15 protein-coding genes and 1 tRNA gene are annotated in these 17,708 nt (G+C 50.6%); 10 read left to right on the top strand and 6 right to left on the bottom strand.

The features are described from left to right. Positions 1–14: 14 nt before the first annotated feature. Positions 15–323, bottom strand: coding sequence for a hypothetical protein (locus tag JR338_11975; GenBank protein QRN83104.1), 309 nt, complete (start codon positions 321–323; stop codon positions 15–17). Positions 324–623: 300 nt separating this feature from the next. On the opposite strand from JR338_11975, the gene JR338_11980 reads away from it, so the two are divergent. Next, complete coding sequence (locus tag JR338_11980) at positions 624–1,553, top strand: 4Fe-4S binding protein (GenBank protein QRN83105.1); 930 nt, start codon at positions 624–626, stop codon at positions 1,551–1,553. 293 nt (positions 1,554–1,846) lie between these two features. On the opposite strand, the gene JR338_11985 is transcribed toward JR338_11980, so the two are convergent. Both JR338_11985 and JR338_11990 read right to left on the bottom strand, forming a co-directional pair. Continuing rightward, the gene (locus tag JR338_11985; protein QRN83106.1) at positions 1,847–2,626 is read right to left on the bottom strand and encodes a hypothetical protein; all 780 of its coding nucleotides are present in this window, start codon (positions 2,624–2,626) and stop codon (positions 1,847–1,849) included. A gap of 372 nt (positions 2,627–2,998) precedes the next feature. Further along, positions 2,999–3,081: transfer RNA gene (locus JR338_11990), tRNA-Leu, on the bottom strand. 111 nt (positions 3,082–3,192) lie between these two features. On the opposite strand from JR338_11990, the gene JR338_11995 reads away from it, so the two are divergent. The 9 genes from JR338_11995 to JR338_12035 all read left to right on the top strand — a co-directional run bounded on the left by JR338_11995 (position 3,193) and on the right by JR338_12035 (position 12,253). After that, a complete protein-coding gene (locus tag JR338_11995; protein QRN83107.1) occupies positions 3,193–5,343 on the top strand; it encodes a glycoside hydrolase family 3 C-terminal domain-containing protein in 2,151 nt (716 codons plus the stop codon). A gap of 36 nt (positions 5,344–5,379) precedes the next feature. Then, on the top strand, positions 5,380–6,954 hold the full coding sequence (locus JR338_12000) for an L-lactate permease (GenBank protein ID QRN83108.1): 1,575 nt from the start codon (positions 5,380–5,382) through the stop codon (positions 6,952–6,954). A gap of 9 nt (positions 6,955–6,963) precedes the next feature. Then, positions 6,964–7,155, top strand: a complete 192-nt coding sequence (locus tag JR338_12005; protein QRN83109.1) for a hypothetical protein — start codon at positions 6,964–6,966, stop codon at positions 7,153–7,155. Continuing rightward, positions 7,143–7,802 carry a hypothetical protein gene (locus JR338_12010; GenBank protein ID QRN83110.1) on the top strand — a complete coding sequence of 220 codons (660 nt, stop codon included), beginning with the start codon at positions 7,143–7,145 and terminating at the stop codon, positions 7,800–7,802. Before JR338_12005 ends, JR338_12010 begins: the two co-directional genes overlap by 13 nt. An 80-nt stretch (positions 7,803–7,882) precedes the next feature. After that, positions 7,883–8,488 carry a hypothetical protein gene (locus JR338_12015; protein ID QRN83111.1) on the top strand — a complete coding sequence of 202 codons (606 nt, stop codon included), beginning with the start codon at positions 7,883–7,885 and terminating at the stop codon, positions 8,486–8,488. A 43-nt stretch (positions 8,489–8,531) separates the two neighbouring features. Then, positions 8,532–8,849: a hypothetical protein gene (locus JR338_12020; GenBank protein QRN83112.1), complete on the top strand. Its 318-nt coding sequence runs from the start codon at positions 8,532–8,534 to the stop codon at positions 8,847–8,849. A gap of 612 nt (positions 8,850–9,461) precedes the next feature. Continuing rightward, the gene (locus JR338_12025; GenBank protein ID QRN84435.1) at positions 9,462–9,728 is read left to right on the top strand and encodes a GIY-YIG nuclease family protein; all 267 of its coding nucleotides are present in this window, start codon (positions 9,462–9,464) and stop codon (positions 9,726–9,728) included. Positions 9,729–9,917: 189 nt separating this feature from the next. Further along, entirely contained in the window at positions 9,918–11,483 is a 1,566-nt protein-coding gene (locus JR338_12030) for a UDP-N-acetylmuramoyl-L-alanyl-D-glutamate--2,6-diaminopimelate ligase (protein QRN83113.1), read from the top strand. Between the two features lie 35 nt (positions 11,484–11,518). Continuing rightward, on the top strand, positions 11,519–12,253 hold the full coding sequence (locus JR338_12035; GenBank protein QRN83114.1) for a hypothetical protein: 735 nt from the start codon (positions 11,519–11,521) through the stop codon (positions 12,251–12,253). Between the two features lie 76 nt (positions 12,254–12,329). Here JR338_12035 and pnp read toward each other — a convergent pair whose 3' ends face one another. The 3 genes from pnp to JR338_12050 form a co-directional block, all read right to left on the bottom strand. After that, positions 12,330–14,555, bottom strand: a complete 2,226-nt coding sequence (pnp, locus tag JR338_12040; GenBank protein QRN83115.1) for a polyribonucleotide nucleotidyltransferase — start codon at positions 14,553–14,555, stop codon at positions 12,330–12,332. Positions 14,556–14,777: 222 nt separating this feature from the next. Further along, positions 14,778–15,050: a 30S ribosomal protein S15 gene (gene rpsO / locus JR338_12045; GenBank protein ID QRN83116.1), complete on the bottom strand. Its 273-nt coding sequence runs from the start codon at positions 15,048–15,050 to the stop codon at positions 14,778–14,780. A 130-nt stretch (positions 15,051–15,180) separates the two neighbouring features. Beyond that, complete coding sequence (locus tag JR338_12050; protein QRN83117.1) at positions 15,181–17,700, bottom strand: hypothetical protein; 2,520 nt, start codon at positions 17,698–17,700, stop codon at positions 15,181–15,183. Between the last annotated feature and the right edge of the window lie 8 nt (positions 17,701–17,708).

A 17,708-nucleotide genomic window follows, 5' to 3' on the forward strand; every position in this document is an offset into this window, starting at 1 on the left:
GAGAAAAAAAGATGCTAGCGGTTCATTTCAAAGTAGTCGATGCATTCCTCAGTAGAATAAATTGTTGCACTTTTATCGAACCAACCTTTTTCAATCACATCCCAAACGGATGAGTGTTCACATATTTCAGCAAATTGATGAAAAGAGCCGGTTTGGAGCGAGGAAATGCAAAAACCGATGTAACTCTCTGGAAAGCCGGGATAATCTTGATTGAGTTGTTTGTAGGAAGCGAGGCAATAGGTGCTCACTTCCAGTGGCTGACAGCTTGAAAGGGTTAGGACAGCAAGGATGTAAAGCGTAATGAGCAGGAGTGACTTTTTCAAGCGATTCTCCTTTCTCTTACCCCACCTTATTCCCTATTTAAAAGGAAATTCAGCGGTTGACTCTGGCTGGATGATGTATATTGGGTCTGGTGTGAACAGGGAAGTAATAATATTGTAGATATTCTGATACGCGTTGTCAAACCTGGAGTTGGTCTTCTTGTAAGTGGCTACTTGGGGGGAAATAATTATCCGGTAATAGGGTAATTACGGGGGAAAAACAATCTGAATTTGAAAGTCATAGGTGTTCGATATATACTGAATTTATAGGCTGATATCCTCAAATTTCACTTGGAGGTCCCAATGGTTGTCGTTTGGATTCTGATCATTGCAGCCCTATGCTTCGTTATTTTCTTCTTTGGGTTTGGTGAAAAACTCCATCTTAAAAATTCAACTATAGAATGGATTAAAACCAGCGGCATTAAACGCTTTCTTAACTTCAACACCCTCCACGGTTACATTTATCAACGCTGGCAAAAGGAATATCTCAGTTTCTTCATCAATAAGATAAAGCCGATCTCAATAGAACCGTTGCGAAACTGGTGGGCTGATCAATATCATGCAAAAGTTTTAACTGAGGAACAGGCGGAACGGCTGATAATAATTGAGGAAGATATCCCGCGGCAGGATCTAGAGCAGATTGTTCCCTATCCTAAAGCGCGTGAAATTATCCTTCAGGCACCCCCGAAAATCACCATTTTTGAATGTGGCTGCCGAAATGCCAGGGAGGTCCACTGTGAACCCACCCAGGTTTGTATGTTTATTGGAGAACCTTTTGCTGACTTTATGGCGGAACATCATCCCAACGAGAGCCGTCGGATTTCCCAGGAGGAAGCTCTAACTTTATTACGTGAAGAGCATGAGCGGGGGCATGTGCATTCAGCCTGGTTTAAAAATGCAATGGCGGACCGGTTCTATGCTATCTGTAATTGTTGCAAGTGTTGTTGTGGTGGAATTGAATTGATGAATGAGTTTGGGACAAAAATGGCCTGCTCTTCAGGGTATGTCTCTGAAATTGATCAAGAATTATGTATTAATTGCGGAACTTGTATTGATATCTGTCCCTTTGAAGCGATTTCAAGTAATGGCGTGACCTATGTCATCTATGATAAATGTATGGGCTGCGGCGTTTGTGTTGACTTGTGTCCTTCCGAGGCGATTGCTTTTATCCGTGATGAGAAAAAAGGAACGCCGTTGGATGTCCGACTACTTGAAAAGGAAGAATCGCAATAGAGATAATCAAAAGTCTATTGCTAACCTGAAACATTCTTCCGCAAATTCCTGAGAAATGCCCTCAGTAGAATTGTTCATATTAAAGCTGGTAGCCTAGATAAAGATATTGATTGACTATTGGCCTTTTGAAAAAGCACTACCATAAATCAATGGTGGCTGTTTATCCATTCAATATTTATCTAAAAGGGCAAATGGATCATAGCTACGTATTATTTTTAAAATTTTGGATCTAAATAATACCGATACCCTCAAGAAAGTATATCGGTCCTTCTAGATCTAGTGCTGTGTCTTTTTCAACCTTTTAAAAGTAACATTCCAATGGGGCAGGTGGTTAGTCGAACCCAAACTACTGTCGAGTTTTGAATAAATAAAACTCGGGCAATGTGCAAGCCTGCTTTTTCTCGCTGCATACCCAGGTGTTGCCAATATAAAGCCAAGGATGAAAAAACTAATGCTAGAAAACCGAACAGAATTTCCAACCATTTATTTGGAAATAGGGACAGAATGGCAACCATGATCAGGAGGAGGATAATTAATCCGATATAAACCGCAATCCCCAGTTTTGCGTGCTTTATTGCGTCTTGTGTCAGAGTGCTCCAGCCTTGTTGTTTCCTAAAGAAAAATTGCATCAGAACTGCAAAGAATATCACACCCGCCATGCCCATTAGCCAGCGGCTGGGATTGGTTATTGAGAGAGCTGCAACACAACAGGATAGGTTGCCAAAGAATAAGATCATAGACGAAGTTACAGAAATCGGCCAACAGAGCACCAGCGCGCCCCACGCAGTTTGGACCCAGCTATTGATTATCACAAAACAGGTAGCAATGAAATATAGAAAATAATACCCATTGCCCATTTGAGTTTCAGCAAGCAATTGGTCGAACTGGGTCAATAGCGCTCCTAAAGCGATTCCACCCATCAGGGTCCACCAGGTCACCTGCGCCTGACGTTGATAGGCAACATCGTCTGCATTGTGCTGTTGCCATACATTCTCGACACCCCGATCTGTGGATTTCGTTGCTTCATTATCTTCCTGAGAACCAGAATAATCATTTACGTTATGGTTATTCATAGATACCCCTCCAGGTTCTTGTGAATACAGCGAACATGATCTTACACCCCATTTTTATGTCATATTAACTTCAAAGGGAGCTGGATTTATCGAGGTGTAAGTTCATTATACAAGCTAGGCAACCGGAAGGGAAATCATATTGGTTGACGGCTTTGATTTATGACTCAGCGCTTTATCGTTTGTGAAGCAACGGCTCCTGTCAAGAAAATTACTGACGAATATTGCATCTGTAACATTAGGATTTCTTTTCGGTTGTCGCCAAAAGCCCCCGGACAAAGAATAATTTTTGGAGATTCCCCGCCTCGAACTTGTTGATCTGTTGATAATTAAAAAAGGCATACGGATTCCGTATGCCTATAGGTGAGCATTCAATAGGGCAGGTGGGAGTCGAACCCACACGGTACTACTACCGACGGATTTTAAGTCCGTTGCGTCTGCCATTCCGCCACTGCCCCAGAACGCTTCACTATTTTACCATTATTGGTCTATCTGGGAAGGTTTGGTGGTAAATGCCCTAGAGGGGATTTACGTTTATAATTCCTCTAACACTGTGATAGGAGATTGGCTTGACCGATTATTATGACCTCGAACCTCTTTATTTGAACCCGAATGCCCGGCCTAAGGACCGCGCCAGGGATCTGATCTCCAGAATGACTCTGGCCGAGAAGGTCAGCTCCATGCTTGATGATTCCGTAGCGATTGAAAGGCTGGGTGTGCCTGCCTATAACTGGTGGAATGAGGCCCTGCATGGCGTCGCCCGCGCTGGCAAGGCGACCGTGTTTCCCCAGGCGATCGGGATAGCCGCAACTTGGAATGTGACCCTGGTTCACCAGATGGCGAATGCGATCTCCGATGAGGTGCGAGCCAAGCATCATGAAGCCCTGCGCAAGGGCGAGCATTCTCGCTATACAGGTCTGACGATGTGGTCTCCCAATGTCAATATCTTCCGTGATCCCCGCTGGGGGCGCGGCCAGGAGACTTATGGCGAAGATCCCCACCTGACTTCGCGTCTCGGCCTGGCTTATGTCCATGGGCTGCAGGGGGACCATCCCGAGTATCTCAAAACTGCTGCCTGCGCCAAACATTACGTGGCCTATTCCGGGCCCGAAGCGACTCGGCATGAATTTAACGCTGAGGTGAGCGTACGGGATTTCAAGATGACCTATCTGCCCGCGTTTGAAGCTCTGATAAAGGAAGGGAAAGTGGCTGGGGTGATGGGCGCGTATAACCGAGTGAATGGCGAGGCTTGTTGTGCCAGCCCGTACCTTTTGCAATATGGTTTACGTCGGGAATTGGGCTTCCGGGGCTATATCGTTTCGGACTGCGGCGCGATCAAGGATATTTATACCCATCATCACCTGGTGGATACCCCTGAGGAGGCGGCGGCTAAATCGGTGAAGGCCGGCTGCGACCTGAACTGCGGCTGTACTTTCGAGAACCTTTTTGGCGCGCTGGGCAATGGCCTGATCCTGGAAAGGGATATTGACCGGGCTTTGGTCAACCTTTTTGAGCTGCGTTTCCGGCTGGGGATGTTCGAAACTGATGGCCGGGTGCCCTATGCGCAAATTCCGGTTGAGGTTGTGGGTTCCCCGGCGAATCAGGCTTTGGCGTTGGAAGTGGCCCGTCAGTCACTGGTGCTATTGAAGAACGAGGGAAATTTGCTGCCATTGAGCAAGGGTCTCAAGCAGGTGGCGGTGATTGGGCCCAATGCGGATGACGAACTGGTCCTGCGGGGAAACTATTATGGCACACCGACTCAATCGGTGACGGTTCTCGAGGGTATCCGCTCGATCCTCCCCGGACAGACGGAAGTGGCATATGAACCCGGATGTGACATCCTCGGGACGGATAAAAAGGGCATCAAAGCAGCGGTCAAGCTCGCCAAAAAAGCGGATCTGGCCATTGTTGTTTTGGGTTTATCGCAACTAGTGGAAGGCGAGGAAAGCCAGCAGGAAGGCGTGGCAGAGGGATTGCAATCCAATGGTGACCGGACGGACCTGGCCTTGCCGGGCATGCAGCAGGCATTGTTGGAGGCTGTTGCTGAGACGGGGACGCCAGTGGTGCTGGTCCTGCTGAATGGCAGCGCTTTGGCGATCAACTGGGCGCAGGAACACATCCCTGCCATCCTTGAAGCCTGGTATCCGGGAGAAGCCGGCGGCCGGGCGGTGGCTGAGGTTTTGTTTGGCGACTATAATCCCGGCGGGCGGCTGCCAGTGACCTTCTATCAATCCGTGGATCAGCTGCCACCTTATGAAGACTATGACATGCAGGGCCGCACCTATCGTTATTTCGATGGTGACGTGCTTTATCCCTTTGGCTTTGGGCTGAGCTACACGTCATTTGAATACGCTGACCTGGCCTTGAATTTTAATCGAATGGAAGCGCCAAATACCCTGGAGATATCCTGTGTTGTTCGGAACACCGGCGAATTCACGGGTGATGAGGTCGTGCAGGTTTATCTGCGCGATGAAGTTGCCTCGCTGCCTATTCCGCGACATTCGCTGGCAGACTTCAAACGGGTGCGTTTGGGGCCTGGCAGTGAACAGCGAGTGACCCTCTCCGTTCCGCCACGAGCCTTTGCGCTGGTGGATGAGGAAGGCAACTGGGTTATCGAACCTGGCGATTTTACGGTGTTCATCGGCGGCGGCCAGCCGGGCTATGCGGAGACATTGCAGGCGCAGATGCAAGTGGTTGGCGAGACCCTCCGCGTGGAATAAGCGGACTATCCTTAAACTGAGTTGAAAGACGACTGAATGAAATTATCGTTATCCATCTGGAATTGGCTACTGGCATTTCTGCCAGTGCTGGTCGTGGTCGTGCTGATGCTGGTGTTCCGCTGGGGCGGGAGTCGGGCTGGCGGTTTGGGCTGGTTCACGGCGTTGATCGTGGCGGCGCTGGCCTTTGGTTCAGGGTTTGAATTGCTGGCCTATGCCCAGGTGAAGGCGGTCCTGCTCAGCCTGGATGTGCTCTTCATTATTTGGACAGCCTTATTACTTTTTAACATCGCCCGAGAAGCCGGCGCGATTCGGATGATCGGACGCGCCCTGCCCGCCATGACCGGCGATCGGGTAATGCAATCTCTGCTGATCGGCTGGCTGATGGTGTCCTTCCTGCAGGGGATGGGTGGTTTCGGCGTGCCAGTGGCGGTCTGCGCACCGCTTTTGGTGGGCCTCGGTTATTCCCCTGTGGCGGCTGTGGCAATGGCCGCGATTGGGCATGGCTGGGCGGTCTCGTTTGGCTCACTGGCTTCTGCATTCCAGACCCTGATGGCGATCACCGGGCTGCCCGGTGAAGTTCTGGCGCCTTTCACCGCGCTCCTTTTAGGCATCGCCAGCATCCCCAGCGGCTTGCTGGTAGCGCTGATTGGTAATGGCTGGAAGGGATTGAAGCGGGCGGTGGCGCCGGTGGTGGTGATTGGGCTGGTGATGGGGACGGTTCAATATCTGCTGGCAACAAATGGGCTTTGGACCCTCGGCGCAACCGGGGCCGGGATTTCCGGCTTGCTGGTCGGGCTGCTGTGGATGCGGCTGCCGGCCTACCGGATGAAACCTGAGGCTGATAGTCTGCCCCCTGAGGCGGAAGAGGACAAAGGCAAGTCGCTCTGGTTGTCATTAGTGTCCTATGGGCTGCTGGTGGTGCTGGCCTTTTCGATCAACCTGATTGAACCGGTTGATAATTTCCTGAGCCTGGTGCGGGTGACCTTGAATTTCCCCGCGCTGACCACAAGCCTGGGCTGGGAGACTGCTGCCGGGCCGGGACGGAGGATCAATATCTTTGGGCATCCTGGTGCGATCCTGCTCTATACCTGTATCATTTCATATATCATTTACCGTCGCGTAGGCTATATCAGGAAAGGCGCTCTGCGCTCGATCCTGGGCCTGGTGGTCAAAAGCGGTGTGAATTCCAGCCTGGGAATCCTGGGAATGGTCGGTTTGGCTTCGGTAATGCTGCATAGTGGTATGACCTACCTGCTGGCGCAGGGGCTCAGTGAAGGCATTAGTCGTGCGGTTTACCCGGCAATCGCGCCCTTCATTGGCGCGCTGGGTGCGTTCATCACCGGCAGCAACAATAACTCCAACGTGCTTTTTGCAGCGCTGCAGATGAACGCCGCTCAGCTTCTGAACCTGAGCATTCCCTTGATCCTGGGCGCACAGTCGGCAGGCGGCGCTTTGGGGAGCGTGCTGGCCCCGGCGAAAGTGATCGTGGGCTGCAGCACAGTAGGGCTGGCCGGGCAGGAAGGCTCAGTGATGCGGAAATTACTCGGTTACGGCGCGGTCACGATTGGGACCGTGGCCCTGACGGCTTTGCTGATCAGTTTATTGATCTAGGATGACAAGATGACGGAAACCAGCATCAAAACGGAAAAAATGAAGGCCATCCGCCCCAAATTACGGATTGGCTTATTGGCATTGCAGATTTTATTACCTCTGGCTGGGTATTTTGCCCTGCAGGAGGGTCACTTAGGGCTGACCTGGGGTATCGCGGGGATTTTTATCGTCAGTATGGCGGTGTTGATATGGCTCGGATGAAATCGGAAAAGAAATATCAGCAGAAGAAGGCTTTGGGACAAGGGCTGTTTGGACTCAGCTTGTTGTTTTTGTTACTGGGCTTGATGATTCTCGGCTGGGGTGTTTGGCCGGGGTCGTCTGATTCAAAACAGCTGACCATTCCAGCGGGGATCTTGCCGGCTGCCCCTGAGGGGACCGAGTATGCCAGCCAGGCGGAATATACGCTTACCATTAACTGGCCGATCTGGCTGCGTAAAGGGGAGGGCGCGGACCTGCGGGTGACCCTGGTGGAAACCGATGGGACTGCGCAGGCAGATCGGAGCGCCCAGATCGTGCTGATTGAGCCGGTGTTCTCGGGGCTGACGCTGGAACCGCCCGGACTGGTGCAGGCCAACCTCTCGGAAGGGCAAGCCCTGGAGGAAAGCTGGGCGATTAACGCCTCCACTGAGGGTGAGTTCGCGGGGAAGGTTTATGTCTCCTTTGGCTTTTATGATGAGGAAGCGGAAGAATTGGTGCCTGTGCCGGTGGCCGTGATGGATATGGACCTGAGCATCTCTGCACTTTGGGGACTGGATGCCAAACTTTCGCTTTGGTTTGGACTGGTGGCGCTGGTGCTGTGGGGTGCGTTGTTCATCCTGGGCCGCACTGTGCAGGGGATAGGGAAATAGTCTGGCGTAAATAAAAAGAACGCTGATTTTCTGAATCCGTCCTAAAATAGAAGCAGCAAAGGAAAGGATGGGTTTTCCCAATGGCAGATGAAATCTGCACCAATTTACCGGAAAGGGTTTGCAAGGGCTGCGGCTTGAAGGGGCATCTGATGTGCCGCTATCAGTTCCGTGACACCCTGCATTTCTTCATGATCGTTTTACCCTTCTTCACGGCCAGCATCGGGGGCATGATCAGGGCTGGGTTTGGCTGGTGGCTGTTTGGCTGGCTGGGCTATATGCTCTTCTTCTTTTTTGTCTGGGAAGCACGTGTCCTTTGCAGTCACTGCCCCTATTGGGCGGAAGAGGGGCGCATCCTGCACTGTCATGCCAATTACGGTGTGATCAAGATCTGGCCTTACCACCCGGAGCCGATGAATAAGTCTGAACAGATACAGTTCATCATTGGTGTGCTGATCTTCCTGCTCTATCCGTTGGTTTTCACCGTGGTGGGCGGGCAGTACCTGCTGGCCGGGATCGGGTTGGTCTGCGCTGCCAGCTTTGGGTATTTGCTCTATAGCGAGATCTGCAACCGCTGCGTGAACTTCTCCTGCCCGTTGAATAACGTGCCTGAGGAGGTTAGGAAGGCGTATTTGGAGAAGAATCCGGTGATGGGGGAAGCGTCGAAGAAAACAAACGAAGAAGATTAGGAAACTAGTGTCAGGTATCTAGAGAATGGGAAAAAATCTTGTTATGAAAAATAATAATCCCAACAGTCCATCAAAATCCATCTCCCGCATGCTCATGGTCAGCCTGGGTTCAGGCTGCCTGACCTTTGTGATTGCCGGGCTGGCGGCTCTTGCCGGCTTCATGATCGACCGGCAGGCTGGTACTGACCTGCGCTGGACGCTGATCCTGCTGATCGCCAGCATGCCGATCTCCCTTGGCGGTGCGTATCTGATCTCTCGCGGTGCGGTCAAGCAGCTGAAGGCTGAACAGGCCAGGCTTGAACAGCAGGCAGCGGAAGAGGGGGATGCGCCCGAGGACGAGGGGCAGGATAACGAGGGATAGGAAAGTATCATTTTCTTGTCATTGCGAGGAACGAAGCAATCTCAATTTGGGCTTCTGCCCCTAGGATGTGGGCCTGGATAGCATAAGGGGAGAGATCGCTTCGTCCGCCTGCAGCTCCCTCGCAATGACAAGGGAACAGATTTTGTCATTGCGAGCTTGCGAAGCAATCCCATTGCAGGTTTCTGATCTGGGATAAGAGCTGGGATGCAGTAAAGGAAAAGATTGCTTCGTTCCTCGCAATGACAAGATGTGGTGGCCTCGCAATGACAAGGGAATAGATTTTGCTATTGCGAGCTTGCGAAGCAATTCAAATTTGGGCTTCTGCCCTGGGATGTGGGCCTGGATAGCAAAGGGAAGAGATTGCTTCGTCCGCCTACGGCTCCCTCGCAATGACAAGGGAACAGATTTTGTCATTGCGAGCTTGCGAAGCAATCCCATTTCAGGTTTCTGATTCAGGATAAGAGCCGGGATGTAATAAAGGAATAGATTGCTTCGTTCCTCGCAATGACAAGATGTGGTGGTTCTGCAATGATAAAAAAAGAGGGCTGAACAGCCAATACAGTATGCGTTAAAAGGGTGGAAATGGCAGAAAAGACGTATTTCATATACATTATGACCAATCAGAGTAACAGGGTACTTTACACTGGGGTAACCAATGACCTTTACCGTCGGGTGAGTGAGCATAAGGAGGGGCGGGGCAGTTCATTTACCACTCGATACAACGTCAATCAACTGGTCTATTATGAGGTCTATGATTATATTGATGATGCGATTGAGAGGGAGAAGCAAATTAAAGGGGGATCAAGGCAAAGGAAGATTGATTTGATAAAGGAAATGAATCCGGAGTGGCGGGATTTGTTTGATGAATTGCAGTTTTAGATGTTCTTTTTGAATGTGTAATTTTTAAGATTGTTTTCCTCTCCGCTTCGCTTCGGGGACGGTGTCGTCCGCCTTCGGCTCCCTCGCAATGACAATATTCTTCCACACCTTGTTCTAATCCCCTGATGCGGTTAAGATTAAACCGTTAACCTTTGCCTCCGCCACCTCACCGTGGAAAGGAACAAGCCTTTGAACGCATTCTCCCCCAAAAAACTGTCAACTTGCCTGGAAGAACTTGCAGATCGGGTCAGCAACAATTATTCTGACACCGAAGTCTCCGGGATTGCCTGGGACTCACGAAAAGTGCAGCCGGGTGATGCTTTCTTTGCGCTGGTGGGGGAGAGCGCGGATGGTCACAAGTACATTCCACAAGCGATAGAAAAGGGCGCGGCGGCCGTGATCGGCACGCAGCCCGGGCTGGCACTGGATGTCCCTTATGTGCAGATCACCGGCGATGACCGGGTTGCCCTGGCGCAGTTCGCTTCGGCTTTTTACGGCCATCCCTCGCGCAAGCTGATCGTGATCGGCATCACCGGCACGGATGGCAAGACGACCACCACCAACCTGGTTTATCACATTCTGAAGACATCTGGCCTGGCCGTGGGGATGATCTCCACCGTCAATGCCGTGATCGGCGACGAGACCCTCGATACGGGTTTCCATGTGACCACGCCTGAATCCCCTGACATCCAACGCTATCTGGCGCAGATGGTGGCTGCAGGGCTGACGCATGTGGTCCTGGAGACAACCTCGCACGGGCTGGTCCAGCAGCGGGTAGCCGAGGTGGATTATGACCTCGCAGCCGTGACCAACGTGACGCATGAACATCTTGATTACCACCGCACCTATCAGGGCTATCTGGAGGCAAAGGGTCTGCTTTTTGAAATGCTTTCGCAACCTCGGGGAGATTCCAAACAGGTTGCCCCACTGGCACTATTGAATAAGGATGATGAATCCTATTCCTATCTATCCAGGATCACCCAGGTGCGGCAGATATCCTACAGCGTGCAGGCAGGAGCGGATCTCTGGGCAGACGAGATCGAGAACACACCCAGCGAACTGCGGTTCAGGGTACATGGATTGGGTAAGACCTTTGCGATCCGGACGCCTTTGATCGGCCGCTACAATGTCTCCAATGGGCTGGCAGCTCTGGGGCTGACAGTTTTTGGTCTGGATGTCCCGGTGGATGTGGCTCAGGAGGCCTTTGCCACCACGCCTATCGTGCCTGGAAGGATGGAAGCGGTGGATCTTGGGCAGGATTTCCTGGCTATCGCAGATTTTGCGCATACCCCCAATGGCATCCGTCAGGCATTGTTGACAGCCCGCGAATTGGCCGAGGGCAAGCTGATCGCCGTTTTTGGTTCGGCCGGGTTGCGTGATGTTGAAAAGCGCAAGATGATGCCAGAGATTGCGATTGGCATTGCAGATCAGATCATCCTGACGGCTGAAGACCCCCGGACGGAGTCGTTGGAAGGCATTTTGGCGGATATGGCTGAAGGCGCCCTACGGGGTGGCGGGAGAGAAGGGGAGACCTTCTGGCGCGAACCTGACCGCGGCACTGCAATCCGAATGGCAGTCGCGAAGGCGGAAAAGGGTGATGTGGTCATTATCTGTGGCAAGGGTCATGAACAATCTATGTGCTTTGAAACGGTGGAATATCCCTGGGATGATCGGACGGCGCTTCGAGCAGCCCTGGCGGAGCATCTGAATGTGGATGGCCCGGAGATGCCCATTCTGCCAACCAGCCCGAAGTAACCTATAATTAAGTGAAACAAATAAGGAGAGCGAGCGTGGAGACAACAATACAGACTGAACAACACTCTGATTCGATTCTGGATAATCTCTGGTGCCACCTCCGTGAACAGCGCCCTGTCACCCTATACAATAATTACAAGGGGGTGCCGGTCACATATGACGCAGAAGTCGCAATGGTCTCAACGGAATATGTAGGGTTTATCGCCCATCCCCTGCAGATCGCTGCAATCAAATTGGAACGGCAGACGTATATCCAAATTAAAGGGATTCCCGACCCTATTCGGGCGAACCCGATATCCATTGATTACACAAATCGAGTCGTCATGGTGGAAAAGCTAAAACGGCCGCATGTGATCCATTACGACCTTAATCATTCCTGGATCACCCCTGATCAACCGGTGACTGTTGAGCTGGATTCGGATATGGGAGGGACGCTGGATGGCACTCTGGCGACCCTGGCAGCGTTGGAAGATAATTTGTTGCACGTCATCGTTGATGTGCCTGCTGAAGTTCCTTTCAATCGTCAGGACGAGATTCGACTCACTTTCAAGCTCCCTGAGGGTGGGGACCTGGTACAGGTGGCTGGCGTTGTTTATTCCCTGACCGGCTCCCAAGGTGAGGAATCCCGCCGTTTGGAAGTTGAGGGACGGGCAGCACTGCAGGATGAAATTGCAATATTGGCGTATCTCGCCAAGCAGGAAGATGCGCTGATCAGTGAGCTTGAAGCGATTTACATGCAATTGCGAAAAGGCAGGGGCCTGGAGGATTAGCCCAACCTCGGTTTTAATTAAAAATAAGAACTGACCTCAATTGAGGCCAGTTCTTTTTTATTTAATCAGGCTTAGTTTAGCGTCGGCTGCGGTTATTGCTGCGTCCACCGCCGCGGTTACCACCACCACGGTTGCCACCGCTGCTCTTCTTATTGTTGGCTTTATCCTGAGCCTGGGCTTCTTCGAGGGTCCAGCCTTCGAGAAGTGCCTGGCGGGAAAGCCGGACACGGCCCTGGTTGTCGATGTTGGTCACCATCACGGTGATCTCATCGCCTTCGTTGACGACATCGGTCACCTTGGTGACGTGGTTTGTGTCCAACTGGGAAATGTGCACCAGGCCATCCTGTCCGGGGAGGATCTCGACGAATGCGCCGAAATCGGTTGTGCGGACGACCTTACCGGTGTAAATCCGGCCGATTTCAACTTCTTCGGTCAGGCGTTCAATCCGATCGCGGGCGGCTTTGTAACCTTCACCGTCGATTGCGGCGATGTAGACTGTGCCGTCATCGTTGATGTCAATCTTGGTGCCGGTTTCTTCCTGCAGGGAGCGAATGGTCTCGCCGCCCTTACCGATCACTGCGCCAATCTTGTCGACGGGCACTTTGATGATCTCGATCCGGGGGGCATGGTCCTTGATCTCGCTGCGAGGCTCGGAAATGGTTTCGAGCATCTTGCCGAGGATGAGCAAGCGGGCTTTGCGGGCCTGTTCGAGGGCTTCGGCCATGATCTCGGTCGTCAGACCGCTGATCTTGATATCCATCTGTAAGGCTGTGATGCCTTCGGTGGTGCCGGTGACCTTGAAGTCCATGTCACCCAGGTGATCTTCCATACCGAGGATATCGGTCAAGATCACATAGTTGCTGTCTTTCATCACCAGGCCCATAGCGACACCGGAGACGGGCCGTTTGATCGGCACGCCGGTATCCATCAGAGCGAGGGTGGATCCACAGGTGGATGCCATCGACGAGGAACCATTGGAGGCCATAACCTCAGAAACGAGGCGCAGGGTGTAGGGGAATTCCGACTCATCCGGAAGTACGGGAACGAGAGCGCGTTCTGCCAGCATACCGTGACCAATGGAACGGCGGTTGGTAAAGAGACGGCCGGTCTCGCCTACGCAGTAAGGTGGGAAGTTATAGTGATGCATGTAGCGTTTTGTGTCAGTTGGAACCAGGTTGTCCAGTTCCTGGGCTTCCTTGGGGGTGCCAAGGGTGGCCAGGGTGAGCACCTGGGTCTCACCGCGGGTGAAGAGGCCGGAGCCATGCGCCCGGGGGCTGACATCAACTTCGCACCAAATGTCACGTATATCTTCTGGGCCGCGGCCATCGGGGCGTTTGCGCTCTGCGATGATGCGGTCCCGGATGATTTCTTTCTCAGCATCTTCAAAAGCTGAGGCAATTGCTTTTTTCTGGGCTTTCAGCTCCGCTTCGGTCAGGGTTTCAACCTGGTCGGTGGTCATTTCTTCAATAACAGCATCTTTCAATTCGCTGATGCCGCCATAGAGGGATTCTTTGGTGTAAGGTTGGTTCATGATCTCGAGCATCTGGCCGCTGATCTTGGCTTTGAGGGTATCAACAAGGCTCTCGTCTTTGCTAACCAGTTCAATTTCACGTTTTGTCTTGCCAAGTTCACGAGCCATCTGCTCCTGGAGTTCAATGATTGGCTGGATGGATTTTTGGGCCAGTTCCAGGGCTTCAATCATCACCTGCTCGGAGACTTCGTTGGCACCAGCTTCAACCATGGCGATAGCTTCTTTGGTGCCAGCCACAACCAGATCCAGCTTGGATTCTTCCATCTCGGAGAAGGTCGGGTTGACGACGAGTTCGTCATTGATGTAACCGATCCGGACGGCGCCGACGGGGCCAGACCAGGGGATGTCGGAAATCATTAGGGAAGCGGAGGCGGCGTTGATGCAAAGGATATCCAGCGGATTTTCTTCATCTGCTGACATTGACATCAGGATGACCTGAACTTCATTGCGCATCCCATCCGGGAAGAGGGGGCGAATTGGGCGGTCGGTCATCCGGGCGGTGAGGACGGCCTCACTGGTGGGGCGGCCTTCACGGCGGAAGAAGGAACCGGGGATACGCCCACCGGCGTACATCCGCTCTTCATAGTCCACGGTCAGGGGGAAGAAATCCAGCCCTTCCCGCACGCCACCCATTGTGGCTGCGCAGAAAATTACGCTGTCACCCATTTGAACGGTTACGGCGCCGCCAGCCTGTCCGGCCAGCTTGCCAGTTTCGATGATAATTTCCTTATCGCCGACTTTGGCTCGGTAATTCTTAACTTCGGGTTTCATATTAATCCCTTCAACTATAATTTTCCCGCCCAGTCAGGGACTGAAAACCGGTGAGGCACCCGTCCTCAGCAATTTTCAATTCCCGACCGGCGGCCTTGAACGACTTAAAAAAGTTTACCGCAGAGTAGTTAATTGCGAAGTCTTATCATTGACACCAGATTAACGGCTCGGCAATCAGCTTCTTCTGCGGTTTTTCCCCGATTAGGTTCAAGAACGCAATAATTATTTTTTGCGGATCTTGAGCTTTTCGGTGAGCGCCAGATAACGTTTGTAATCTTTACGGCGCAAGTATGCCAGTAAACGGCGGCGTTGACCAACCAACTTGAGCAGACCCCTTCGGGAACTTTCATCGTGCTTATTTACCCGGAGGTGATCTGTTAGTTGCGTGATCCGCTTGGAAAGGATTGCGATTTGGACCTCAGGGGAACCTGTGTCCTCACCATGCCGTTTGTATTCATCAATGATTTCTACTTTTGCTTCTTTTCCTAAAGCCATGACACTGCTACTCCTTATTAGTTTTATTTTGCAGGTCTCCATGCACCCAGCCAAAATTGACCAGGTACAGGACCAGTCACTCGTAACATTATACCAGAGAGGCACATTTATGCAAGCCTAGCTAAACGACCTAACTCGTAGAATCCGGTGTCCACCTGAGTTCCAGCGATGTTCCCTGCTTTGGGGAGGAATGAATGGAAACGGAGGCATTGATGATCTTCGCTCTTTCAAAAATATTTGCCAGACCGAAGTGATGGTTCGCTAAAAGTTCGTTTATATTAGGCGGGCCCTGGAATGGCAGACCAATGCCATCATCGGTAATGCTGAGTTTGAACTCGTCTTCGGTAAACCGGCCTGTTATCAGGATTGATTGCGCCTGAGCATGTTCGTAGGCATTATGACATGCCTGCTGGATGATGCGGTAAAGATGAAGCTCAACATTTTGATCGTAATTAAGCGGTTTGGGGACATAGAGATTCGTTTCGATCTTGATTTTGCCGCCGATTTGTGCTTCGGGCTGATCTGCCAACTCTTCAATGGCTACATCTAAGCCCATGTCGAGGCTGGAGGGCCGTAGGCCGCTCATAATTTCCCGAACCATATCATTGATCTGCTGAACGGCTTTCTCAAACTCTTTTTGGTCGGAATTGCTGCTTTGCAATTCCACCAAGTAGCCCAGCGAGGGCAGTAAAACATCATGTAGGTCCCGGGCGAGCTCTGCTTTTTCAGCTTCTTGCCTTTCCATATTGACGTTGTAGAGCGTTTCCAATAGTTCATTTTGGTGGATGTTGAGCAGGGTTATGGCGGTTTGATTGGCCAGGGTTTTTAATATGGTTTTGAAGCCTTCATCGTAGATATTATTTGGGTCACGCCATCCGAATAGCCATACGCCTAGGAACTCATCATCCAGTGATAAGGGCAAAACAAGTTTAACCCAGGGACAGGCGTCCCAGAGGTAATTGTTTGATGGCAAGAATTTAAGCGTCTGTAGTTTTGTTGATTGGATCAGCTTCTGGCATTCTTCATCGTTGATTCCTGTTCGCAAGAAGGTTTTTGGTTGAGGCTGGCCATCAAATAAAAGAAGAATGGATTCCCGGATCATTAAGCTGGGAAGAATTTCTTCTTTTATCAAATTGACCAGGGATGGGTGATCGAGGCTGAGCGTGATTTTCTGCGTAAATTGGTGGATTAAGTTATCTGGGGGCAATTTTATGCCAAGGATCACGCGATCAAAGAACGCCAGAAAATACTTGAAGAAAAGAACTGAAAGTCCGGTACCAACGACTGCCACAATCGATGAGAACAGAATTGTTGTGAAAGGCTCTCCTCGAAGAAGAGGAAATGATAGGAGCGCCAAAACATATAAGGGCGAGAGGAAGAATAGGAAGTTGATGAAAGCGGCTGCCCGGTTAGCGCTGAACCTTAATGTATAAGACTGGTTCTGAAAGAGGTTGATCTGATCGTTTGCAAGGGCTGGCATGATCAGCAACATTCCAAAGCCAGTTAGTCCGATTAAGAAAGTTGAACCAAAGGAGATGATTGATCGAAGAGTTGGATTTATTGAGACAGTAGGTGCAATGACCATGAAAAAGGCAAAGATGAAGGCAAGGAAGATCCCGCTGATGAAGAGTCTCATAGCCACATTGATTCGAGGAAATTCTTGTTTCAAACTGGTTTTATAAGCTGTAAAGAAATAAAAACCTGGTATTGCAGTCAGGCCGATTATGGCGATGTTGGAATTCTGGGGGACCTTATTGATGAACATCATCACAGCCAAGAAGATAATGGGAATAATCGCAATGATGTAGGAGCCAAGCAAGGACCACATCATTGAGCGAAGTCCCTTGAATTTAAAGAATTTAATAATTAGCAGTGTGAGAGAACTTCCCATGGACAGGATAAAACCAAGTAAATAGATCCCTGATGGAAGGAAATCTAGGATATCCAATAGGGCTAGGGTTACTGGCAGAATATAAATTATGACACCAACCCACTTCTTCCAATTTTTAAAAGGTATTGGAAAGAGCCAATGGAGATTGATGGCGATTGGAACGCTGAGCCAAATAAAAACACGCATTATTTTACTTGCGGACCAATAACCAATGGATGAAATTTGACCTGCGCTGATCCAGATTGCAAAAGAAAAGAAGAAAAAGTAAAGCAGCGTTCGCGTTTTTGATCTGGGTCGGATGAAGAGAATAGCGATCAACCCGGCGGCAAAAAATGGATATGGGATGATCCAATCACCCGTAAGTCTAGCTAAAAAACTATGCTCACTTCCAGCGGGCTTAGGCATGTCCACTTGCAATTCATCCCCATTCCTAAGCAAGGTAATATGGAGATTTTCACCTATTTCGGTTTGTATGATCGGGTTTTCTTCGAAGGAATTGTTGAAATCCTGCGGTGCTACATTGTTAATCGATAGAATAATGTCGTCTTCCTGGATAACACCACTGACAATTTCATCAACCCCCGTAACCTGCCCGTTATTGGAATTGATAAAGAATCCAATATAGGGCCTTAGGAACAACAAGGTGTAGGTGAATAAGAGCAATGTGCAAAGCACCACAAAAGATAAGAACAGCTCTGACCATTGTTTTACGGTTTCGGTTCTGATTTTGTTTAGGGAAAATTGATTTTTATTTGCCATTATGAAAT

This window comes from Chloroflexota bacterium (genome assembly GCA_016887485.1).
Classification (GTDB): Bacteria; Chloroflexota; Anaerolineae; order Anaerolineales; family Anaerolineaceae; genus Brevifilum.